The following is a 21,338-nucleotide window of genomic DNA, read 5'->3' as shown; positions in this document are numbered from 1 at the left end:
TAGGCGCGGGCGATGCAGAGCATGGCCTTGCTCACCCGCCCCGAAGGACGGCAGCGTCACCCACGGCAGTGACCGAGCGGCGTACGAGCGGGTGATGGCCGGCGAGTCCACGTTGTACGCCGTATCGCCCGGGGAGTGGTCCAGCCGCTTCGCGTGATCGACGATCTGACGAATACGCCGAGGCTCACGGCATCAAGCACGATGGCCACTGACGGGTATCGCTCGGCTACCCTGCACATCCGCCGTGCAGGGTAGCCACCACCGTGGACGGCTCCGGGTTGGAACCTGCTGGCTACACCGCATCCTGTCGTGGCAATGGCGCTAGAGAGGATGGACGCGATGACCGTCTCTCAGGCGTTCTCGTCATGGATCCGCGCACCCAGATCCTCCGCCCACTCCAGCGCCCACGCCTTGAGTTCTTCGATCTGCCGGGAGGTGAGCCCGTACGCGGTGTAGTCCTCATCCTCGTACCAGTCCGCGCCGATGAGCCGGTCCCGGAGGTCTTCGAGGCTGAACTCGTCGTGGGCGCGACGGCGGCCCAGGGATTCAAGGTCGGCCGTGGAGCGATGGCGGGAGGCAGCCTGGACGTCGATGAGGTCGCGGACGGTGCCGCGGTCGGCGAGGGCACGGACCTTGGTGCCGATCACGTCGTCGAGGGAAAGAACGGGGCCGTAGGGGGTCTGGGCGGGCGGAGCCCAGAACGCCTCCTTGAGGACGTCGACCTCGCACTCCTCGCCGGTGTCCGGATCGGTGACGAGGAACCGGCCACTGAGCGGATCGGTCTGGACGTGCGTGGTCCGCCATCCGCGCGCGCTGAGGCCTGCTGTGAGTGAGGCGACGATCTCCTGCATCGGAGCGGGGTTCTCGGTGGCGACGTCAAGGTCACGGCTGAAGCGTTCGACCAGGCCGTGGGCCTGCACGGCGTATCCGCCGGTGAGGACCAGAGGGTAAGGGGAGCCGAGATCGAGGATGTCGGCGAGGAGACGCTCGTGGAGCGGAGTGAGCTTCACGCGGCGGTGGTATCTGCCGGAGCGGTGCGGAGCAGCTCGGGGAAGGCATCCTCCCAGACCTCGCGAATGTAGGGACTGATCAAGCGCCGCAGCACGGGCCACTGCTCGGTGAGCAGCCGGTGGTGCAGGAAAGTCACCAGGTCCTCACCAAGTCCTTCGGCGAGGACGGTTCGGTAGAGCGTCATGCGGGACTTCGGACGGTCCAGGCTGTAGCTCGTCCGCCCGGACCAGACGATGTGGAGCGGCAGGTCCACGTTGCCCTCGACGGGGCCGGCCAGCTCCTGCAAGCGCTCGGGCAGACGGCTACGGTAGCGGTCCCGCAGCACCTCCGCGCGGGGGGCGGTGAACTTCGTGTCCATGCATCCAGTATCGCTGCTGGGAGGCGGCGGCATGGCGGATACGGGGTTCCCTCTCATACGTACGGGTCGGGCGGCCGCCCGGCCTTCCTCGGACATTTCACCCAGTGGGTGGCTTAGCGCACCATCGCCTACCCGCGCAGGCCCCCAGATGGCGCGGCAACCGGCTGCTCTGCAGACCCAGGACCAGCCCCCGCTCGCGGGCGGGGGTGATCATAACGCAGCAGGTCACGCGGAGGGCCGCCGCAGTGGAGTCGGCTGCAGCTTCGGTCTCGGTGTCGGAGACGACGGCGCCGAAGCCGAGGCACATGGCGCCGGCACAGTGGACGAGAAGGACACCTGGGCGAGCCAGGTCAGGACCCATGCCGCGGTCGATCTGTCGGTCAGCAGCGGACATGCCAAGCGGCAGCCAGAGACCTGCCGAGGTCACCCGTCATGGCGGGCCACCTGGTCAGTAAGCTGGGACGCTCCCGCGCCCGATGCTGACCGTTTGCTGACCTCAGTGGAGCCATCAAGCCTCTGACCTGCAAAAACACCCAAGTGCTAGATCTTGGACTTGAACATGGTACGAAGCACGGAGAAACTCCCGGTTTGTCTGCTCCCTGCCCGCTTTTTTGCAGGTCAAGGGCGGTTTCCGGAGCGTACAACGATTCGCGTGTCCGGTCAGCCGTCCTCAGGTGTTCCGGGACTCACACCGATCCGTTGCCGACGTTCCCAACGAACCACCAGATCGACGTGTCTGTTCGTCATTCTGCCGTGTGCTCTCTCAGCGCCTTCACTCCCTGAAGCAACAGGTGAGCCCACTCCGGGCGTTCCATCAGGTCAGCTGGAAAGTCGACGGCACAACGGCTGTCGTCCGTGTCGACCAATCGCCCCCTGAAGGTGATCACCTCGTCACGGCCCGTGTCCTCCACACCGAACCGCCATGATCGTGTGCCCGGTACAGATGTTGGCCGTACGCAGACGACCGCCCGAACTTCGCTTTCCGCCCAGAAGGCGATGCCGGGGGCCCGTCCCATGGTCAAGGTGTGCCATCGCGCCGGGAACAAGTCGGTGCCGAAGTCCAATGCCAGTTGATCCTTCGCCACGACGTGTGAGGAGGAGGGATCGGCCATGTCGTCTCTGAGCTCGTGGTACCTGGCAGCGAGGTCGGTCAGGACGACCATGTCCTCGCTGTCCAGGCACACATCGTGAGAATCGGCCCCGCCCCACTCCGCCTGCACCGTCTCGCGCACCCAGGTGTGCAGGTGCTCACCGATCCGGCCCATGCGATGGAGGCGGTGTGCGGCGTCCAGGGAGTCGAGGATCGCGGCCAGGAAACGTCGCGATGTTCGCTCGTACTCGTCCTGGCTCAGATGTTCCACCAGCTCTTCGAGCGTCTTCTCCTCACACCGCGCGAGCGTGCGCAGCAGCGTGCCCAGTGCGGTGCCGCTGACGGGACAGTCCCGGAGGACACCGGCGAGCGCGCCCCCCGCGCCCAGAGGGCTGTCGCCCCAGAGCCGTTCCACGATGTCGATCCGGAGCCCCAATGGACGGCCGCTGTCCTGCGCCACGTACGTGGAGAGCGTGTGCAGGAGGTGCTCCGGCACATCGGCACCGCCGGACACCGCGGCCTGGACGTCGATGTCGGGTGCCAGGGTGGCGAGAGCCCGGTACCCGGAGTGGCCGGCGAGATCCAGGTACTCGCTGATCGCCGCCCAGCGCACCTGCTCGGCGAGGCCCTTCGCCGCGACGATGTGCTCCATCACCTCGGTGTTCCAGCGGCGACGCTCTTGAGGAGTCATCACCGGTGGTTCTTCGTACGGCGGACAACTCGCGTACTGGAGAACGATGTGCATCTCATACGTCGTTCCCGCTTCACCGACCACCCAGGTGGCCGCCCCGGCGGCGCTGCGGCCCATGTGCATCAGGTGACCGAGCACCTCGGCACGGAGCTCATGCGTGCCGTCCTCGTCGAGGTCCCAGTCCGTGAGCATGCCGACAAGAACTGGTACGCCGCGGGAGACGTCCTTCTCAGCGAGTTCCATGGCGGACTCCACACGTTGGCGCTGCTCGCTGACCGGTTCGTCCTCCTCCCATTCCTCGTCGTCCAAGCCGTCCTCGTCCTCGGCGCGGTAACCGGCGGATTCCTGCGAGTGCGGCACATGCCCCCCTTAGTCAACTTCTGCTCGGGAAGGCTATCTCCCGCTTCCGCCATCGGAGCGCGGTGCGACCGATGTTCGGTGGCTCCAGACGTCCTGGGGACTTGCCGGTACGCGGAGTCGGTCGGCCCTGGTGTAATCGGCGGCGGACGATCGAGGACCAAGGGGGGACTGGGATCGCTGTATCTGCAGCAGTCCGTGTCTTTGTCGCCCGACCGGCCTGCCGTGGCCACCGCCGTGGGCGAACTGCGCGAGCGCGTACGCACGGACGGCGGGCGGATGCGTGTCGTGCATGTCGAGCGCGCTCGGTCTGATGGGAGTCGTGGCCGGGCCGCAGAGCCTGGCCTGGCCCGCGGTGGTCGTCCTCGGCCTCGGGCTCGGAGCCGGATTCGCCCTCGCTCTCAGCCTGTTCGCGCTGCGCTCGCCCGACGCGCCGACCACCGCGGCCCTGTCCGCCATGGGCCAGGGCATCGGCTACCTGATCGGCGTCCTGGGCCTCCTGGGAGCGGGAGCGCTGCACGACGTCAGCGGGACCTGGGGGGTGGCCCCTCGCCGTACTGCTGACCACGTGCGCCGTACAGATCCTCGTCGCGCTCCCCGCGGGCAGGGCCCGTACCCTCACCGCCCCCTCTCCGCGCTGACCGGCCGGCGCTCGCGTTCGTGCGCGGTGCGGAGGACGGGTCGGCCGGTGTGCTGTCGAGTCCGCCCGCGTCGGTGATGGTGCCTGCTGCCTTGGTTACCTTGGTGGGGTGATCAGAGAGGGGAAGCGTGACCGACACCAGCGACACCCGACCCGCCGACAGCGAGGCGCGAGCTCCGCGGCAGAGCCGACTGCTCCGCCTGATGCGCCTCATCCCCCTGATCGCCCCCGTACTTCTGTGGGCGGTGCCCTGCTGGGTGCTGCTGTACACCGGCCAGCACTGGCCGTTGCCCGTCACGCTGGCCGGCACCGCCCTGTTCGTCCTCGGCCTCGCCGGTATGCCGCTCGCGATGGTGCGCGGCCACGGCCGGCGTCAGCGGGACCGGGCGGCGATCGTCGGTGACACCCTGCTGGGCACGAGCTGGGTCCTGTTCACCTGGTCCGTTCTGCTCGGCGTCCTCCTGCGGCTCGCCCTGACCGTGGCCGGCGTCGGCGAGAGTCAGGACCGGGCCCGCATCGTCACGTGGGCCGTCCTCGGCGCCACCGCCGCACTGCTCGCCTGGGGGTACGCCGAGGCCCGCCGGGTGCCGCGCGTGCGCCGGCTGGACGTGCGACTCCCGCGACTGGGTGCCGGGCTGGACGGCACCCGCGTCGTCCTCATCACCGACACCCACTACGGCCCGCTCGATCGCGCCCGCTGGTCGGCACGGGTGTGCGAGACGGTCAACACCCTGGATGCCGACCTGGTCTGCCACACCGGCGACATCGCGGATGGCACGGCCGAACGCCGCCGCGCCCAGGCCGCCCCACTGGGCACCGTGCGGGCCACCCGTGCCCGGGTGTACGTCACCGGCAACCACGAGTACTACAGCGAGGCCCAGGGCTGGGTCGACCTCATGGACGAGCTGGGCTGGGAGCCGCTGCGCAACCGCCATCTGCTGCTCGAACGCGGAGGCGACACCCTCGTGGTCGCCGGCGTGGACGACGTCACCGCCGAGTCCTCCGGCCTGGCGGGCCACCGCGCCCACCTCGCCGGAGCCCTGAACGGCGCCGACCCCGACCTGCCCGTCCTGCTCCTGGCCCACCAGCCGAAGTTCGTCGACCGTGCGGCAGCAGCCGGCATCGACCTCCAACTGTCCGGCCACACCCACGGCGGCCAGATCTGGCCCTTCCACCACCTCGTCCGCCTCGACCAGCCCGCCCTCGCCGGCCTCAGCCACCACGGCCCCCGCACCCTCCTCTACACCAGCCGCGGCACCGGCTTCTGGGGCCCGCCGTTCCGCGTCTTCGCCCCCAGCGAGATCACCCTGCTCGTGCTCCGCAGCCCGCACCGGCCCGCCTCGCCGTAGCGCGGGGCGGGCCCGACACATCGGCTGTACTGCGGCCCGGTGCCCGGGGCGGCCGCTCAGCGGACGGTGACGGTGTAGGTGATGCGCTCGGGGGCCCGGGAGGGGGCGGAGGAGGGGCCGGTCGTCTCGGGGGGCCGGGTGGAGGTGTTGCCCTGGCAGGTGGTGAACGTGCAGTGCAGCAGCGTGAACCGCGTGGTCCCCTTGCCCTTCGCCTCGAAGGTGAAGGTGAGCCGGCCGCCGGCACCGGGCATCGGCTCGTCGCCGGAGTCCGACGCGTGGTCCCGGCTTCGGCTGACGAGCACCGAGCTGTCGGGCGCGGGGTCGACCAGGTACCAGTACTCACGGGTGGAGGCGTTCTGGGCGACGGTGATCGTGAAGCGCTCACCCGGCTCGGCCGTGATGCTGGTGTCCTTCACCGGGTGGCCGGCCGGACGGCCCGCGGTGCTCGTGGAGTCGCCGGCCGGTTCGCCGGTGCCGGAGCCGCAGGCCGTGGCGAGAGCGCAGAGCACGGCCACCGTGACGGCGGCACCGCGCCCGCCACCGCGGCAGACAGACGCTGTACGCGTTGACGAGATCACTGTCGGAAGCCTTTCCCCACGCTCGCCCGATCGCTACTTCCCGTACCGCTCGATCTCGCCGGCGGCCGTCCGTGCGAGACCCGCCACGTTGCGCGGGCAGCGCCGGCTGGACCCCGGGGCGGGATCGCCGTCCGTCGTGTCCATGTCCTCCCACGTGTAGTCGGAGCTCCCGGCCGGCAGCGACAACAACGTCCCGAAGGACTCCAGGAGCGTGTACAGGTCGCCGTCGCACGGATGACGCGCGTGGTCACACGCGGCCCGCGCGACGGCGGGGTCCGAGGCGACGGCCGACAGCGCTGCCACGACCCGTCGCGCCACCTCGGGTTCCGCGTCGTACATCGCATGGCCGTGGGTCCACACCAGGCCCAGCGTGTAGAACGCCGTCACGTCCGGGTCGTACGGCCGGGCGGCCCGCGCCCTGTCGAGCCGCTCCACGCACTCCAGCACGGTCTCGTCGTGCTCCCCCAGGAAGTAGCCCTGCCATATCGACTCCCAGTCGTCGATCAACTCGTCCGCGTCAGCGATCATGATCACTGGGACGTCCGGCGGGAGGTCACGGTTCCGGGCCTTGCTCCGCCAGCCACTCGTCGAAGGTCGTGGGCGCGATGCGGGCGTCGTCGCCGGGCAGGAGCACGTCGCCGGCCATCTCCGGGCCCAGCACCGACGACCACGTCGGCACGAGCCTGACCGCGTGGCCGCGCGCGTCGTTGGTGCGCCGGGCCATGTCCACCAGGTCCTGTGTCTCCGGGCCGGCGACATCGCGGTAACGCCCCTGGGGTGGGCCGGTGGCGATCTCGGCGAGGACGTCGGCGACGTCCGCCGGTGCGATCGGCTGGACGAGGAGCGGTGGGATCGTGGCGACGCCGTCCCGCTCGGTCCAGCCCGTCACGGTCGCGGCGAAGTCGTGGAACTGGGTGGCGGGAACGATCGTCCACGGCACCGGGCCCTCGGCGACCAGGCGCTCCTGCTCGCGCTTGCCGGCGTAGTGGGCGTTGCCTTCGACGCGACCGGTGCCGACGATCGTGAGCAGCACGTGGTGACGGACGCCGGCGCGTACCTCGGCGGCCAGCAGGTTCCGGGTCGTGGTGCCGAAGTACGTCACCGCCCGCTCCCGGTCGGCGGCCTCGGAACTCGTGGTGTCCACGACGGCCTCCACGCCGGTCAGGGCGGCGTCCAGGCCGTCCCCGGTCATCAGGTCCACGCCCAGTGAGCGGCTGATGCGTACGGCTTCGTGTCCGGCCTGCTCCAGCGCGGTGACGGTGCGGGCTCCGATGTTCCCGGTCGCCCCGGCGACAGCGATGCGCATGGTGGTTCTCCGCCGTCACTCGGCCCAGGGCTGGAATCCGGTGTCCAGGACGCCTTCGAGAGCGGCGCGGAGCCGGGCCGCCTCGGCCTGTCCGAAGCTCTCCTCGAACTGGGACTGCACGGTTCGCCAGTACGGGAGGGCGGCTTTCATCCGGGTGAGGCCCTCCTCGGTGAGGGTGACGATGCGAGCCCGGCGGTCCGTCGGCGAGGGTTCGACCGTGACCAGGCCATCGCGTGCGAGTGGTTTGAGATTGGTGGCCAAGGTGGTGCGGTCCATGGCGATCATCTCGGCGAGGCTCGTGATGGTGACCTTCTCCTGGGTGCTCAGCTTCTGCAGGATGCTGAACTGCGTCGCTCGCAGACCCGTCGGGGCGAGCGCCTTGTCATAGGTGGCACCGAGGTACCGGGCCGCCTTGCGCAGGGCCAGGTTGTTGCACAGCTCGACGGTGTCCGTCTCGGGGCGCGTCATGATCTCCTCCGGATACCGGGATCCCACTGTGAGTATATGCTCGTACCAGTCGGAGTGCCCGACCTGGAGTCGACCGGCCGCGGGCGCGCGGTGTCCGCTTCCCGGCCTCTGCGCTCCCTCGCACGCAAGGAGTCCGGCCGATGAACGGAAGCGACCTCGTCCTGATCACCGGCGCGGGCGACGTGGGTCGCGGTGTCGTCGAGAAGCTGCGGGCGCGGGACGTCCCGGTGCGGGTCATGGTGCGCCGGGACGACGACCGTGCCGCGCGCCTGCGCGCCCTCGGCGCGGACGTCGTCCTCGGTGACCTCACGCGCCCCGAGACCGTCGCGGCCGCCCTGGAGGGCGTGGACACCCTGTACTTCGCCATGCCCGTGTCCCCCGACCACCTTCTCGCGGCGACCGTCGTGGCGAGCGTCGCGCGGGAGTACGGCGGGCTGGGCGCTCTCGTCGGCATGTCACAGATGACGGTGTCGCAGATGACCGCCACCAGCACGGCCGAGTCCCACCAGCAGCGGCTGCACTGGCTGGCCGAGCAGGTGCTGAACTGGTCCGGCCTGCCAGTCGTGCACATCCGGCCGACGGCCTTCCTTGACAACCCGCTGTTCACCACGCTGCCGGCGCGGACCATCCGCGAGAACGGCACGATCGTGCTGCCGTTCGGAGCGGGGCGCACCTCGCCGATCGCCGTGGACGACGTCGCCCGGACGGTCGCGACCGTGCTGCGCGATCCCCTGCCGCACGTGGGGCACGTCTACGAGCTGACCGGGCCGCGCGCCGTCGACATGACGGAGCTGGCCGGGGCCTTCTCGAAGGCGCTGCGGCGGCCGGTGTCGTACGTGGACGTCCCGCTCGACCGGTGGCGCGAGGAGGTGCTCTCCGTGATCGGCCTGCCGCCGCACGTGGAGCAGCACATCGTCACGATGTGCCGCCTGCACCAGCAGAACCGCTACGACCGGGCTTCCGCCGACGTCGAGCGTCTGACCGGTGCCCCCGCGCAGACGATCGAGGAGTTCGTGGCGGCCCGCAGGGACTTCTACCTGGGCTGACGGACGCCGGGGCGCATCACCTGGGCCAGCCCCTCCGGAGTGTCCCTGAGCTCTGGGGGCGGGCCCGGGTCACAGCCGTAGGCCACACCGTCGACGGTGACCCCGCTCGTCGCCTCGAACAGCGGCAGGTGCTCGGTCCGACCGTCGGCCGGCCCACCGACGAAGGTCACCAGCACGGTGATCGAACTCGGGTCCATCGAAGCCGCCACCTCCATACGCTTGCTGTCACGGCGCATCCTGCCAGGGCCGGGTGGGGTGGTTCACCGGCAGCCGGGTTCAGGAGGGCGGTTCCGTACCGGCCTGCTCGCTGACCAGGTACCGCGCGTACCAGTCCGGCCAGTCCGGGTCCTGCGAGCCGGCGCGTTCCTCGTGCTCGCCGTGTGCCGCCGCGGCCCGCCGCAGGGCGCTCGCCAGGTCGTCGGCCGAGGAGAACGAGGTGGCCGCGGGATCCAGCCGCCCCGGAAGACGGGTGGTGACCTCCTGCAGGAACCAGCCGTTGCCGTCCGGGTCGCTGAAGGACAGGTAGGAGCCGTAACTGCCGCGTTTCGGATCGGGGCCGGGCACCCGGGCCACCGTGCCGGCGTGGTGGAAGATCCCGCCGGCGTCGTGGAACACCTCGCTCGGGTCGGCGCCGCACCGGGTCAGCTCCTCATGGGCGGCCTCGATGTCGTCGACGATCAGGTACAGGCCCTGCGCCGAGCCCGGGGGCCGATCGGTGACCGATGAACCGAAGATGACCGACGCCGGGGAACCGGGAGGGGTCACCTGCACCACCCGGAAGTCCTCCTCGGGGGCGAAGTCCCCGTCGAGCCTCCAGCCGAGTGCGGTGTAGAAGTCCTTGGCGCGGTCGACGTCGGCCACCGGCACCACGACGATCTCCAGTTTCATGTCCATGGCTTGCGCTTCCCGTCTCGGTTGTCAGTGGGTCACGAGCTGCTGGCCGCCGTCGATGTCGTACGTGGCGCCGGTGAGGGCGCCGTTGGTCATGATGTGCAGTGCGAGGGCGGCGACGTCCGCCGGTCCGACCACCCGGCCGATGGGCAGTGTCCTTCTCAACTCCTCGCGGCGGGCCTCCAGTCGGTCACCGAGGAGGGAGGCCGACAGGGGGGTGTCCACGAAGCCGGCCGCGATCAGGTTGACCCGGACGGGGGCGACCTCCAGTGCCAGGCTGGCGGTCAGCGCGGGCAGTGCTGCGGTGAGGGCGCCCGTGACGGCCATCCCGACGGCGGGCCGGCGACCACCGGTACCACCGATGAACAACAGCGTCCCCCCGGCCCTGACCTTCTCCCGGCCCGCCCGTGCCACCGCGAGCACCATCGCGATGCGCCCGCCGAAGTCCCGTCCCGCGTCGGTCAGGTCGAGATCGGCGAGGGGGGTGTACGACGGGCTGCCCGCCGTGACCATCACATGGTCGACCCGCCCGGGCAACTCGCCGAGGAACCCCTCCAGGCGTTCGGTGTCCTGGGCGTCGAACGCGGCGGTGCTCCGCGGGTGAAGTTCGTCCGCCGCCCGCCGCAGACGTTCGGCGTCGCGCGCCACGAGGACCAGCTCGCCGCCGGCCGCGCGCACCTGGCGCGCGGTCTCCAGGCCGATGCCCGCGCTGCCTCCCACCACCACGACCGTCTGCCCGGCCAGTGCGCCGCGCGGTCCGCCGGTTCCTTCGGCGGCCGGGCTCACCGGGCGTCACCGCCGGTTCCGCCCGGTTCCCGTACGCCCGCGCGCCCGGAGCCCTCGCCGGCGCCGCCGTTCACGATGGCGACGAACTCGTCGGTGGTGAGGACGGCGTGGGCGTACAGAGGCGCGTTGATGTCGAACGTCGCTGTCATCTCCTCCCAGGTGAAGGCGGCGATGGCGTCACGGACGAGGGTGACGTGGTAACCCAGCTCCTGACCGAAGCGTGCGGTGGTGTCCACGCAGGTGTTGGCCCGCATGCCGATGAGCAGGACGTTCCTGATGTGGTGCTGCTTGAGCAGGAAGTCCAGGTCCGTGTTCGCGAAACCGCTCGACGCCCAGTGCTGGCGCGCGACGAGCTCGCCCTCGCGAGGCCGGAAGTCGGGGTGCCACTCGGCCCCCCAGCTGCCCGCGGCGAAGGTCTGCTGCCGCACGATGCGCTGCTGTGTCGGGGAGAGGTGGTCCCATGTGACGTAGTCGTCCGGCGTCGTCTGGTGATGGGGCACGATGAGGACGCGGAAGCCCTGGTCGCGGGCCGTGGCGAGCATGGTGCGCATGTGGTCGAGCAGGCCGACGCCTTCCGCCACCTCCTTCCCGCGCGGCCACAGCTTGCCGCCCTCGGACAGGAAGTCGTTGTACGGGTCGACGATCAGGAGGGCGGTTCGTTCCGGGGAGTACAGCGCTTCAGGGGTTTCGGAAGTCATGGACGGATCCCATCCGGCCGGCACACGGGCAGGCCCATCGAGCCGGCTGCCGCGGCTTGCGGCTCGGAAGCTTCAGTCTGTCACTCGTCCCGCCGAACGGCATCCGCGCCGACGGGCGGGTGAGCCGGACCGGCGGGCGAGGTCGGCTGCGGAGGGTGGTCGGCCGCGGGGAGCCGTCCGGGCACTCCGGGTCCTCGGCAGCGGCTCCCGCGGTGACGCCCTCGTGCCCTAACTTGGCGCTGGGAGCTTCACCCGAGCCGAGGAGCGACATGACCGACGTCCTGAGCCGTCGCGCACTGAACCGGGCCACCCTGGCCCGGCAGTTGCTGCTGGAGCGGGCGCGGACGTCCGTGGCCGACGCCGTGGAACGCCTGCTCGCCCTGCAGGCCCAACAGCCGGGTTCACCGTTCCTCGCCCTGTGGAACCGGGTGGCCGGCTTCGACACCGACGACCTGCGCACGGCCCTGGAGGAGCGGGAGGTGGTCCGGGCCACCTACGTCCGGGCCACCCTGCACCTGCTCACCGCCCGCGACTACCTGGCCTTCCGCGCGCTGGTGGAGCCCTCCCTGGCGGCCGCGGCGGCCGGCGTCACCAAGCGGATCGCCGGCCCGGAGATCGACCAGGAACGCCTGGTGGCCGTCGCCCGTCGCGTCCTCGACGCCGGGCCGCTGGACTTCGCGGCGATCCGGGACCGGATGCGGCGCGAGTTCCCCGACGCCGATGACCGGGCACTCGGATACTGCGTGCGCATGAACCTGCCCCTGGTCATGGTGCCGACGGCGGACCGGTGGGCGTTCCCCGCCTCCAGCGAGGTGACCACGGCCGGGTCCTGGCTCGGCGCCGAGCCGGCCGGGGAGAGCTCGGCGGAGGACTTCGTCCGCCGCTACCTGGCCGCCTACGGCCCCGCGGGCCCCGCCGACCTGCGCGAGTTCGGCTGGCTGAAGGCGGCGGACGTGTTCGAGCGGCTCGCCCCGGAGCTGCGCGCGTTCACCACCGAGGACGGCCAGGTGGTCCACGACCTCCCCGACGCGCCGCGCCCCGGCCCGGACACGCCGGCGCCGGTCCGCCTGCTGCCGGAGTTCGACAGTCTGGTCCTCGCCCACAAGGACCGCAGCCGCATCGTCCCCACCGAGTACCGGTCCCGGTTGATCACCAGGAACCTGCGGGTGCCGGCGTCCTTCCTGTGGGACGGGTTCGTGGCGGGTACCTGGGCCACGGCCCGGCGCAGGACGGCGGTGACCCTGACGCTCACCCCGTTCGAGCGGCTGCCCGCGCAGGTCGTGGAGGAGCTGCGTGCCGAGGCCGAGCGGGTCCTGGAGTTCACCGACCCCGGCGTCGCCAGACGGGACGTGGTCGTGGCGCCGGCCGGATGATCCCGGCAGCGGGTCTCAGGACCGTACGCGCAGGCCGTGGTGGCGGTCGGGGTTCACGACCGTGGACAGGCCGTTGAGCAGCAGGCGCGTGCCGCCGCGGAGGTGGGCGGCGTCCTGGGTGCCGTCTCCGGTCGGCACGAGCCAGGTGTACTGCTCGGTCCAGGTCAGGCGGGAGCCGGCGGGCTCGTCGGCGAGTTCGACGGTGACGAGGGAGATCCAGCGGCGGCTGCCGTCGACCTCGGCCTCGTAGACGTAGATGATCCGGGTGTCCGGCACGATGTCCAGGAACCGGGAGCGGTAGGCGAGGTGTTCCTCGGTGTCTCCGGAGACGAAGACGTTGCGGGCGGTCTCGCCGGCGCCGACCCGGAAGTCCAGTTCGTGCCGGGCGGTGGCGGAGCCGCCGGGGAGGCGGAACCAGCGGCGCCGCAGGGACGGGTCGGCGAAGCCGCGGAAGACCTCCGACCGAGGCACCGTGAAGTCCAAGTCCAAGGAGAACGAGCCGTGTCGGGCACTCATTCGACGAACCTAACACGCGCGGCGGCCGGGACGGGCGACGGCGCCTCCCGGCACCCCTCAGCGCATCCTGCCGGTCGCACGGCCCGCCAGCAGGTCGCGGAGCTCGCGGGCGTTGCGGCGGCTGACGGCGAGTACCCGGTCGCCGATCCGGACGCTCACGTTGCCCCCGTCCAGGCGGAGTTCCTCGATCCGGCCGAGGGCGACGAGCCGGCTGCGGTGGATCCGGACGAAGCCGCGCGAGCGCCACTGCTCCTCCAGGGTGGACAGCGGTATCCGCACCAGATGGCTGCCCTGACCGGTGTGCAGCCGCGCGTAGTCGCCCTGCGCCTCGACATGGGTGATGTCGGCGAGGGGCACGAACCGGGTCACCCCGCCCAGTTCCACGGGCACCTGGTCGCCGAGGGCCGGTGCCGTGGGCGCGGGTGGCACGGGTGCGGCCGGGCGGGGGCCCTGTCCGGCCCTGACGAGCTCGGCGACCCGCCGTACCGCCTCGGCGAAGCGTTCCTTGCGGAGCGGCTTGAGCAGGTAGTCCACCGCCTTGAGGTCGAAGGCGCGTACGGCGAAGTCCTCGTGGGCGGTGACGAAGACGACGAGCGGCGGAGCGGCGAACCCGCCCAGCAGCCGGGCGAGTTCCAGGCCGCTGAGGCCGGGCATGTCGATGTCGAGGAAGACGACGTCGAAGCCCTCCGTGCCGCCCGGGCCCTGCGCCATGGCCCGGCTCAGCCGGCGCAGCGCCTCGGTGGCCTCCAGTGCGGGCACGGCGGTGCCGACCCGCGGGTCCTCCCCCAGCAGGTAGAGCAGTTCTTCGAGCGCGGGTTCCTCGTCGTCCACGGCCAGGACGCGCAAGGGCGCGTCGGTCACCCTCATGTGCGGCGGCTCCTCTCGTCCTCGACCGCCCTCCCATGGTGGTCCCGCCGAGGGGCGCCGTCGAGATCGCGGACGGCGGTGTGTCCCGGCCGTGACCAGGCCATGATCCCCTTGTCCGCGTATCGACCGTCATGAGGAGGCCCGGTGGCACAGCTGAAGCCCGAGGAGTGGGACGCGCACTACGCGCGCGGCAGCATGTTCCGGCCCCTTGGCCCCGCCGAGCGCCGGCTGCTCGCCGAGCACGTACCGGCACCGGCGGGCGGGCGGTGCCTGGACGTCGGCTGCGGGCTCGGTGAACTCGCCCGCCACCTAGCCGCGTCCGGGTACCTGGTGGACGCCGTGGACTGGTCCCCCGTCGCGCTCGCCGGAGCCCGGAGTGCGGGCACGACCGGGGTGACGTACCGGCGGCTGGACATCGAACGCGACAGCCTGGACGAACTCCCGTGCGCCGGTTACGACTTGATCACCGTACGGCTCGGCTGGGCGTTCGTCCGCGACCGCACCCGGGTGCTCGGACGGCTGCGGGAGCGGCTGCGCCCCGGCGGCGCGCTCTGCGTGATCACCCCGGTGGCGGGCGCCGTACCGGAGCGTGAGCGGGGCGTGGCGCTGGACGAGGAGGAGATCGGCCTGCTCCGCGCGGGCTGGAAGTCCGCCGGGCGGTACGACGCCGACGGTCTGGCCCTGCTCGTCCTGCGCGACCCCGCCCCCGCCGCTCTGGTCTGCGCCGGCAAGGGCCGGCCTGCTCCGCATGCCCTGACCGGGGCCGGTGTCGTCGTCACGGATGCGGCGGGGCGGGTGCTGCTGGGCTGGTCGGTGCGGGGTGTGTGGGAGCTGCCCGGCGGCAAGAACGAGCCGGGCGAGGACTTCGCCGCGGCGGCCGTGCGGGAGCTGGAGGAGGAGACGTCCCTGACGGCCGATCCCGCCGGCGCGCGGGTGCGGGCGGTCCTGATGGACTCCGTGGACGGCATGCCCCGGGTGACGGCCGCCGTCCAGGTCACGGCCTTCACCGGCGAGCCGGTCGTCACCGAGCCACGGCTGGTCCGCCGCTGGGAGTGGCACGAACCCGCCGACCTGCCCGGCCTCGCCCGGCCGCTGTTCACACCGAGCGCGCATGTCCTGGACACGGTCTGGCCCGGACTGCTGCCCGGTCTGCCGCCGGTGCACCGGTACCCGGTCACCGAAAGCCGAGCCCACGCCCGGCGCGCATGACCCCGACCTGGTACGGCTCGGGCGCCGCAGGCCGGGGTCAGTCCGGAAGCACCAGTCGGGCCGTCTCCCCCGGCCCCACCGGTACCACGCGGTCGCGCAGGCGGATGTCGATGGGTGAGCGGTCGGAGTCCGGTACGGCGATCTCCAGCAGGCCGCTGCGCAGGCGCAGCCGGACGCCCCAGTGGCCGCGGTAGCGGACGCCGAAGCCGTAGGAGGACAGCTCGGGCAGCGGGACCGGGTCGAGGCACAGGCCGCCGGCGCGGGCCTCCAGCCCGGTCAGTCCGCGCTGGACGAGGTCGAGCGTGCCGGCCATCGCTCCGAGGTGGATGCCCTCGCCGGTGGTGCCACCCTGGAGGTCGGCGATGTCGCCGCGCAGCGCCTCCTGGACGAAGCTCCAGGCGTCGGAGCGCCGGGCGCGGGCCAGGATCCAGCCGTGGACCAGGCCGCTGAGGGTGGAGCCGTGACTGGTGCGGTGCAGATAGTGGTCCACGGTCGCGAGCCAGATGTGCTCGTCCAGGTGGTATCCCAACTGCTGGAACAGGGAGCGGAGTTCGAGCGGGGAGAAGAGGTAGCCGAGCATCAGCACGTCGGCCTGTTTGGACGCCTTGTAGCGGTTGACGGTGTCGCCCTCCGCCTCCAGGATGCGGTCCAGGCGCCGGATGTCGTCGTACCGCCCGCGGTAACCCGCCCAGTCCAGCTCGGCCAGGTCGCCGTAGCCGTCGAACTGGCTGATCACCCCGTCGTGGAAGGGGATGTGCAGGCGACGGGAGACCTCCGTCCAGCGGTCGGGTTCGTCCTCGCCGAGACCGGTCAGCTCGGTGAGTTCCCGGCGGCGCGGCTCAGGCAGGCCGTGCAGCAGTTCCAGGGCGCGGGTGAGCACCCAGGCGGCGGTGACATTGGTGTACGCGTTGTCGTCCAGGCCGGGTCGCGCAGCGCCGGGGTAGGCGTCGTGGTACTCGTCGGGGCCGACCACACCTCGGATGCGGTACCGGCCGAGGTGGTCGTCCCAGGTCGCCGACTGTCCCCAGAAGCGGGCGATCTGGAGGAGCACCTCGGCGCCCTCGCCGTGCAGGAACTCGATGTCACCGGTCGCCTCGCAGTAGTGCCAGACGTTGTAGGCCACGGCCGAGCCGACATGGTGCTGGAGCCGGGAGTGGTCCGGCAGCCAGCGGCCGGAGCGCGGGTTGAGATGAAGCTGCTGGGTCTCCTCGCGGCCGTCGCTGCCGCTCTGCCACGGGTAGAGCGCGCCGCCCCGGCCGAGGTCGCGGGCCGCGTGGCAGGCGGCGTCCAGGCGGCGGTGGCGGTAGCGGAGCAGGGCGCGGGAGACCTCGGGGAGATGGAGGTTCAGGTAGGGCAGGACGAAGAGTTCGTCCCAGAAGACATGACCCCGGTACGCCTCGCCGTGCAGGCCGCGGGCGGGGACGCCGACGTCCAGGTCGGCGGTGTGCGGCGAGAGGGTCTGCAGGACGTGGAAGAGGTGCAGGCGCAGGATGCTGCCCGCCTCGCCGGGCACGTCGAGCGCGGTGCGCCGCCACAGCTGCTCCCAGGTCGCGTGGTGGGTCTCGCGCAGTTCGTCGAAGCCGGGGGCGGCGTCGGCCCGGTCCACGGCCGCGCGCAGCGGGTCGCTGATGGCCGGGTCGCGGGAGGTGTGCAGGGCGACGGTCTTGTCGACGGTGGCGGTCCGGCCGGGCGGCAGGGACAACCGGAGCCGCTGGACGGCGCGGTGGGCCTCGTTGGCGTGGGTGACCGGCACACCGGCGGTCAGCCGGGCGGCCAGTCCGAAGCTGATGTCGGAGGTCCGGGTGCGGCAGCGCAGCCAGACCGTGCCGGGTGCGCTGGTGCCGGCCTCGATGTGGCTGAGGTGCCGGCCGTCGAGGTCCCGGTAGCGGTCGACACCGGAGTTGGTGACGCGCCCGTCGAGCGCGGCCTCGACGTCCAGCTCCACGGTGTGGCCCTCGACGGTGAACTCGGTGCGCAGCGCGGCGAGGTGGGGGTCGGCCAGGTGGACCAGGCGCACCTGCCGGACGAGGAGGGTGGCGGCGGGGCCGATCGGGTAGCGGGTACGGCGTTCCAGCAGGCCGGGGTCGAGGTGGAGCACCTGGTGGTGCTCGGTGACGGGCACGGTGTCCGGGGTGAGCCAGTCCCCGCCGGCGGGCCGGAAGCGCAGCGGCAGCCAGTTGGGCAGGTTGACCATGTCCTCGTTCTCGACGCGGCGCCCGGCGACCTCGGAGGTGAGCCGGTTGTAGCAGCCGGCCGCGTAGGTGCCCGGGTAGTGCACGTCGTCCGCGGCGCACTCGGGCAGCGCCCCGCGAGTGGCGAAGTAGCCGTTGCCGAGGGTGCACAGGGACTCCCGCAGGCGCTCCTCCGCCGGCCGGTAACCCTCGTACTCCCAGACGTGCTCCCAGGGGTACTCCCAGGGGTGCTCCCACGCGGGTCCCGTCACCGTCACCCCTCGGACAGCAGGCCGGCGAGGATCCGGTCGGGGGTGAGGGGGAGGGTGCGGAAGCGGATGCCGGTGGCGTGGTGGACGGCGTTGCCGAGGGCGGCGGCGGTGCCGACGATGCCGATCTCGCCGATGCCCTTGCTGCCCATGGGGTTGAGGTGGGTGTCGTGTTCGTCGATCCAGTCGGCCTCGATGGAGGGGACGTCGGCGTGGACGGGCACGTGGTAGGAGGCGAGGTCGGCCTCGGGGAAGTCGCCGAACGCCGGGTCCAGGGTGCTGTGCTCGGTGAGGGCCATGCCGAGACCCATGACCATGGCGCCGGTGAACTGGGAGCGTGCGGTGCGGGCGTTGAGGATCCGCCCGGCGGCGAAGACGCCGAGCAGCCGGCGCACCCGGATCTCGCCGGTGACGGTGTCGACGGCGACCTCGGCGAAGTGGGCGCCGAACGCGTGCCGTGCGTAGGGGCTTTCGGCGTCGGCCGTCCCGGTGGTGTCGGCGCGGACCGTCGGCCCCTCCTCGGGATGGGCGGCGAGCCGGGTGCACGCCTCGTGCACGGCCCAGCCCCAGGAGGCGGTACCCATGGAACCCCCGGCCAGCGGGGCCGGCGGCAGATCGGTGTGGCCGACCTCGGTGCGCACCCGCTCCAGGGGCACGCCGAGGGCGTCGGCGGCGATCTGGGCGAGGACGGTACGGGCTCCGGTGCCGATGTCGGCCGCGTTGACCCGGATGACGAAGGTGCCGTCGGGCCGGGCCTCGGCGGTGGCGGTGGACGGGGCGATCTGCACGGGGTAGGTGGCGGCGGCCACGCCGGTGCCGATGAGCAGCGGGCCCTCGCGGCGGACGCCGGGGCGCGGGTCCCGGCCGGCCCAGCCGAAGCGGCGGGCGCCCTCGCGCAGGCACTCCACGACGTGCCGGCTGCTGAACGGCTTGCCGCTGCCCGGTTCCCGCTCCGGTTCGTTGCGCACGCGCAGCTCCACCGGGTCCACGCCGAGCGCGTCGGCGAGTTCGTCCATGGCGGACTCCAGGGCGTACATGCCGGGTGACTCGCCGGGGGCCCGCATCCAGGACGGGCTGGGCACGTCCAGCGGCACCACGTGGTGGGCGCTGCGCAGGTTGGGGGTGGCGTACATGACGCGGGAGACGACCCCGGCGTACTCCACGAACTCCTTCACGCGGGAGGTGTGGGTGGTGACGTCGTGCAGCACGGCGGTGAGCCGGCCGTCCGGGTGCGCGCCGAGCCGCAGCCGCTGCACGGTCGGGGCGCGGTGGCCGACGGTGGTGGGCAGGTACCGGCGGGGGTAGGCCACGGTGACGGGCCGGCCGGTGTGCCGGGCGGCGAGCACGGCGAGGACGACGTCCGGGCGCGGGGTCCCCTTGGAGCCGAAGCCGCCGCCGACGTGCTCGGCGACGACGGTGATCCGCTCCTCCGGATGCCGGAACAGCTGGGCGAGCACGGACCGCACGGTCGTACCGCCCTGGCTGGAGGTGTACGCGGTGAGCCGGTCACCGTCCCAGTGGGCCGTGCTGGTGTGCGGCTCCATCGGGTGGTTGTGCAGCGGCGGCACCCGGTAGGTGACGTCGACGCGGACCTCGGCCGTGGCGTAGGCGGCCTCGGGGTCGCCGTGCTCGACCCGGCCGGGCTGGCCGCCCGCGTCCTCCGGCTCGTAGCCGCCCGGGTGGCCCTCGACGGGGCCGGTGTCGTGGGGTGCGCCGGCGTACGTGACCCGGACGGCGCGGGCCGCGGCGCGGGCGGTCTCCAGGGTCTCGGCGACGGCCAGGGCCACGCACCAGCCCCGGTGCGGTACGTCCGGGTTCTGGAGCACGGCGAGCGTTCCGTCCTCGGGCTCGGCGATCCGGGGCGCGTCGAAGGGGGTGAGGACGGCGAGGACGCCGGGCAGGGCGAGGGCGGCCGAGGTGTCGACGGCGGTGACCCGGCCCCGGGCGACCGCGGCGGGCACGGGCCAGGCGTGGACGCGGCCGGGCAGGGTGTACTCGGCGGCGTAGCGGGCGGCGCCGGTGACCTTCTGGCGCCCTTCGCGGCGCTCGGCGGGGGCGCCCAGGGCGGTGCCGGTCGTGCCGGTCATGGGGGTCCTCCTGCTCCTCCTGTGAGGGCTCAGGCCACTGCCGGGGCCGGGGCGAGACGGTTCAGGACGTCCAGGGCGAGGTTGCGGGCGAGGGACACCTTGTAGGCGTTGTCCCGCAGCGGCTCGGCGTGCGCGAGTTCGAGGGCCACGGCCCCCTCGAAGGCGGCCGGGGTGGCGGGGGCGCCCAGCAGGGCCAGCTCGGTGTGCCGGGCCCGCCACGGCCGGTGGGCGAGCCCGCCGAAGGCGACGCCCACCTGGTCGACGACCCCGTCCACGACCCGCAGCAGGACGGCCACGGAGGCGAGCGCGAAGGCGTACGACGCCCGGTCCCGGGCCTTGCGGTAGGCGGACGGGGCACCGGCGGTGGCGGCCGGGAGCAGCACGCCGGTGATCAGTTCGCCGGGGCGGATCCAGGTGTCCCGCTCGGGGTGCTCGCCGGGCAGCCGGTGGAAGTCGGCCACCGGCAGGCGCCGGGTGCCCTCGGGGCCGTACAGCTCGACCTGGGCGTCGAGGGCGGCGAGGGCGACGGCCATGTCGGAGGGGTGGGTGGCGATGCACTGCGCGGAGTGGCCGAGGACGGCGTGGTCGCGGTGGACGCCGTCCCGGGCGCCGCAGCCGCTGCCCGGCTCCCGTTTGTTGCAGGGTTTGCCCAGGTCCTGGAAGTAGGGGCAGCGGGTGCGCTGGAGCAGGTTGCCGCCGGTGGTGGCGGCGTTGCGCAGCTGTGCGGAGGCTCCGGCGAGGAGTGCCTGGGACAGGGCCGGCCAGCGCGTCCGGACGCGCGCGTCGGCGGCGAGGTCGCTGTTGCGGACGGTGGCGCCGACCCGCAGGGAGCCGTCGGGCAGCTCCTGGATGCCGTCCAGCGGCAGCCGGCCGATGTCGATGAGGAGGGCGGGCCGCTCCACGCCGAGTTTCAGCAGGTCGACCAGGTTGGTGCCGCCGGCCAGGTAGCGGGCGCCGGGCTGGGCGGCGTGGGCCTCGACGGCCTCCTGGACGCTGCCGGGCCTGAGGTATCCGAAGCCGTTCACTCAGATCACGTCCTCGATCGCCTCGACGATGCGCGGGTAGGCGCCGCAGCGGCACAGGTTGCCGCTCATCCGTTCGCGGATCTCGGGCCGGTCCAGCGGTACGGGGCCCTCGGTGGGGGCCGCCGGGTCGGTGACGTGCGAGGGGTGACCGGCCGCGGCCTCGGCGAGCATGCCCACCGCGGAGCAGAGCTGGCCGGGGGTGCAGTAACCGCACTGGAAGGCGTCGCGGTCCAGGAAGGCCCGCTGGAGCGGGTGCGGCTCCTCGCGGTCGCCGCCCAGGCCCTCGACGGTGGTGATCTCGCTGCCGTCGAGGGTGACGGCGAGCAGCAGACAGCTGTTGAGGCGTCGCCCGTCGACCAGGACGGTGCAGGCGCCGCACTGGCCGTGGTCGCAGCCCTTCTTGGAGCCGGTGAGGTCCAGGTCCTCACGCAGCAGGTCCAGCAGGACGCGCCGGTGGTCGACGCGCAGGGTGTGGGGTTTGCCGTTGACCCGGAGGGTGACCTCGGAGTGGTGGGATGCGCTGGTCATGGCGGGGAATGACCTTCCGGACGG

22 protein-coding genes are annotated in these 21,338 nt (G+C 72.3%); 5 read left to right on the top strand and 17 right to left on the bottom strand.

The window, feature by feature from the left end:
* Positions 1 to 350: 350 nt before the first annotated feature.
* From C3492_RS25180 to C3492_RS25170, 3 genes are all read right to left on the bottom strand, one after another.
* Entirely contained in the window at positions 351 to 1,010 is a 660-nt protein-coding gene (locus C3492_RS25180; RefSeq protein WP_073759566.1) for a nucleotidyl transferase AbiEii/AbiGii toxin family protein, read from the bottom strand.
* The gene (locus C3492_RS25175; RefSeq protein WP_103814260.1) at positions 1,007 to 1,369 is read right to left on the bottom strand and encodes a hypothetical protein; all 363 of its coding nucleotides are present in this window, start codon (positions 1,367 to 1,369) and stop codon (positions 1,007 to 1,009) included. Before C3492_RS25175 ends, C3492_RS25180 begins: the two co-directional genes overlap by 4 nt.
* A gap of 743 nt (positions 1,370 to 2,112) precedes the next feature.
* Positions 2,113 to 3,510 (bottom strand): hypothetical protein, encoded by a 1,398-nt coding sequence (locus tag C3492_RS25170; RefSeq protein ID WP_103814258.1) that lies wholly within the window; start codon positions 3,508 to 3,510, stop codon positions 2,113 to 2,115.
* Positions 3,511 to 3,799: 289 nt separating this feature from the next.
* Here C3492_RS25170 and C3492_RS25165 point away from each other — a divergent pair, with 289 nt between their 5' ends.
* A complete protein-coding gene (locus tag C3492_RS25165) occupies positions 3,800 to 4,225 on the top strand; it encodes a hypothetical protein (protein ID WP_103814256.1) in 426 nt (141 codons plus the stop codon).
* Positions 4,226 to 4,275: 50 nt separating this feature from the next.
* Positions 4,276 to 5,496, top strand: a complete 1,221-nt coding sequence (locus C3492_RS25160; protein WP_103814254.1) for a metallophosphoesterase — start codon at positions 4,276 to 4,278, stop codon at positions 5,494 to 5,496.
* 56 nt (positions 5,497 to 5,552) lie between these two features.
* Here the strand turns inward: C3492_RS25160 and C3492_RS25155 are convergent, their stop codons facing one another.
* The 4 genes from C3492_RS25155 to C3492_RS25140 all read right to left on the bottom strand — a co-directional run bounded on the left by C3492_RS25155 (position 5,553) and on the right by C3492_RS25140 (position 7,848).
* A complete protein-coding gene (locus tag C3492_RS25155) occupies positions 5,553 to 6,011 on the bottom strand; it encodes a protease inhibitor I42 family protein (protein ID WP_103814252.1) in 459 nt (152 codons plus the stop codon).
* Positions 6,012 to 6,107: 96 nt separating this feature from the next.
* Entirely contained in the window at positions 6,108 to 6,602 is a 495-nt protein-coding gene (locus tag C3492_RS25150; RefSeq protein WP_146075710.1) for a hypothetical protein, read from the bottom strand.
* Between the two features lie 25 nt (positions 6,603 to 6,627).
* Positions 6,628 to 7,380: an SDR family oxidoreductase gene (locus C3492_RS25145; protein WP_103814249.1), complete on the bottom strand. Its 753-nt coding sequence runs from the start codon at positions 7,378 to 7,380 to the stop codon at positions 6,628 to 6,630.
* 15 nt (positions 7,381 to 7,395) lie between these two features.
* Positions 7,396 to 7,848, bottom strand: coding sequence for a MarR family winged helix-turn-helix transcriptional regulator (locus C3492_RS25140; protein WP_103814247.1), 453 nt, complete (start codon positions 7,846 to 7,848; stop codon positions 7,396 to 7,398).
* Between the two features lie 140 nt (positions 7,849 to 7,988).
* Between C3492_RS25140 and C3492_RS25135 the strand changes: the two genes are divergently transcribed.
* Positions 7,989 to 8,894 (top strand): NmrA family NAD(P)-binding protein, encoded by a 906-nt coding sequence (locus C3492_RS25135; protein WP_103814245.1) that lies wholly within the window; start codon positions 7,989 to 7,991, stop codon positions 8,892 to 8,894.
* Here C3492_RS25135 and C3492_RS25130 read toward each other — a convergent pair.
* From C3492_RS25130 to C3492_RS25115, 4 genes are all read right to left on the bottom strand, one after another.
* Positions 8,882 to 9,091, bottom strand: coding sequence for a hypothetical protein (locus C3492_RS25130; protein ID WP_103814301.1), 210 nt, complete (start codon positions 9,089 to 9,091; stop codon positions 8,882 to 8,884). The two genes, C3492_RS25135 and C3492_RS25130, sit on opposite strands and share 13 nt — an antisense overlap.
* A gap of 79 nt (positions 9,092 to 9,170) precedes the next feature.
* Complete coding sequence (locus C3492_RS25125) at positions 9,171 to 9,788, bottom strand: VOC family protein (RefSeq protein ID WP_103814244.1); 618 nt, start codon at positions 9,786 to 9,788, stop codon at positions 9,171 to 9,173.
* A gap of 24 nt (positions 9,789 to 9,812) precedes the next feature.
* Positions 9,813 to 10,571 (bottom strand): SDR family oxidoreductase, encoded by a 759-nt coding sequence (locus tag C3492_RS25120; RefSeq protein ID WP_103814242.1) that lies wholly within the window; start codon positions 10,569 to 10,571, stop codon positions 9,813 to 9,815.
* Positions 10,568 to 11,269 carry an isochorismatase family cysteine hydrolase gene (locus C3492_RS25115; RefSeq protein WP_258055872.1) on the bottom strand — a complete coding sequence of 234 codons (702 nt, stop codon included), beginning with the start codon at positions 11,267 to 11,269 and terminating at the stop codon, positions 10,568 to 10,570. Before C3492_RS25115 ends, C3492_RS25120 begins: the two co-directional genes overlap by 4 nt.
* Positions 11,270 to 11,538: 269 nt before the next feature.
* On the opposite strand from C3492_RS25115, the gene C3492_RS25110 reads away from it, so the two are divergent.
* Positions 11,539 to 12,642 carry a winged helix DNA-binding domain-containing protein gene (locus tag C3492_RS25110; protein ID WP_103814241.1) on the top strand — a complete coding sequence of 368 codons (1,104 nt, stop codon included), beginning with the start codon at positions 11,539 to 11,541 and terminating at the stop codon, positions 12,640 to 12,642.
* A gap of 15 nt (positions 12,643 to 12,657) precedes the next feature.
* Here C3492_RS25110 and C3492_RS25105 read toward each other — a convergent pair whose 3' ends face one another.
* Both C3492_RS25105 and C3492_RS25100 read right to left on the bottom strand, forming a co-directional pair.
* Positions 12,658 to 13,158 carry an SRPBCC domain-containing protein gene (locus C3492_RS25105; protein ID WP_103814239.1) on the bottom strand — a complete coding sequence of 167 codons (501 nt, stop codon included), beginning with the start codon at positions 13,156 to 13,158 and terminating at the stop codon, positions 12,658 to 12,660.
* A 57-nt stretch (positions 13,159 to 13,215) separates the two neighbouring features.
* Entirely contained in the window at positions 13,216 to 14,025 is an 810-nt protein-coding gene (locus tag C3492_RS25100; protein ID WP_103814237.1) for a LytTR family DNA-binding domain-containing protein, read from the bottom strand.
* Positions 14,026 to 14,169: 144 nt separating this feature from the next.
* Between C3492_RS25100 and C3492_RS25095 the strand changes: the two genes are divergently transcribed.
* Complete coding sequence (locus C3492_RS25095; protein ID WP_103814236.1) at positions 14,170 to 15,234, top strand: NUDIX domain-containing protein; 1,065 nt, start codon at positions 14,170 to 14,172, stop codon at positions 15,232 to 15,234.
* A gap of 37 nt (positions 15,235 to 15,271) precedes the next feature.
* Here the strand turns inward: C3492_RS25095 and C3492_RS25090 are convergent, their stop codons facing one another.
* From C3492_RS25090 to C3492_RS25075, 4 genes are read right to left on the bottom strand one after another with little or no spacing between them, the layout of a single operon-like run.
* Positions 15,272 to 17,683 (bottom strand): glycoside hydrolase family 65 protein, encoded by a 2,412-nt coding sequence (locus tag C3492_RS25090; protein WP_103814235.1) that lies wholly within the window; start codon positions 17,681 to 17,683, stop codon positions 15,272 to 15,274.
* Complete coding sequence (locus C3492_RS25085; RefSeq protein ID WP_103814233.1) at positions 17,680 to 19,761, bottom strand: xanthine dehydrogenase family protein molybdopterin-binding subunit; 2,082 nt, start codon at positions 19,759 to 19,761, stop codon at positions 17,680 to 17,682. The genes C3492_RS25090 and C3492_RS25085 overlap by 4 nt, the downstream gene beginning before the upstream one ends.
* Before the next feature lie 29 nt (positions 19,762 to 19,790).
* Positions 19,791 to 20,786 (bottom strand): xanthine dehydrogenase family protein subunit M, encoded by a 996-nt coding sequence (locus C3492_RS25080; protein WP_103814231.1) that lies wholly within the window; start codon positions 20,784 to 20,786, stop codon positions 19,791 to 19,793.
* Complete coding sequence (locus C3492_RS25075; RefSeq protein WP_103814229.1) at positions 20,787 to 21,314, bottom strand: 2Fe-2S iron-sulfur cluster-binding protein; 528 nt, start codon at positions 21,312 to 21,314, stop codon at positions 20,787 to 20,789.
* Positions 21,315 to 21,338: the final 24 nt, after the last annotated feature.

The sequence above is a fragment of the Streptomyces sp. Ru62 genome (genome assembly GCF_002920615.1).
GTDB lineage: Bacteria > Actinomycetota > Actinomycetes > Streptomycetales > Streptomycetaceae > Streptomyces.
Note: the sequence above shows the minus strand (reverse complement) of the source record. Positions and strands in the feature narration are given on the sequence as shown.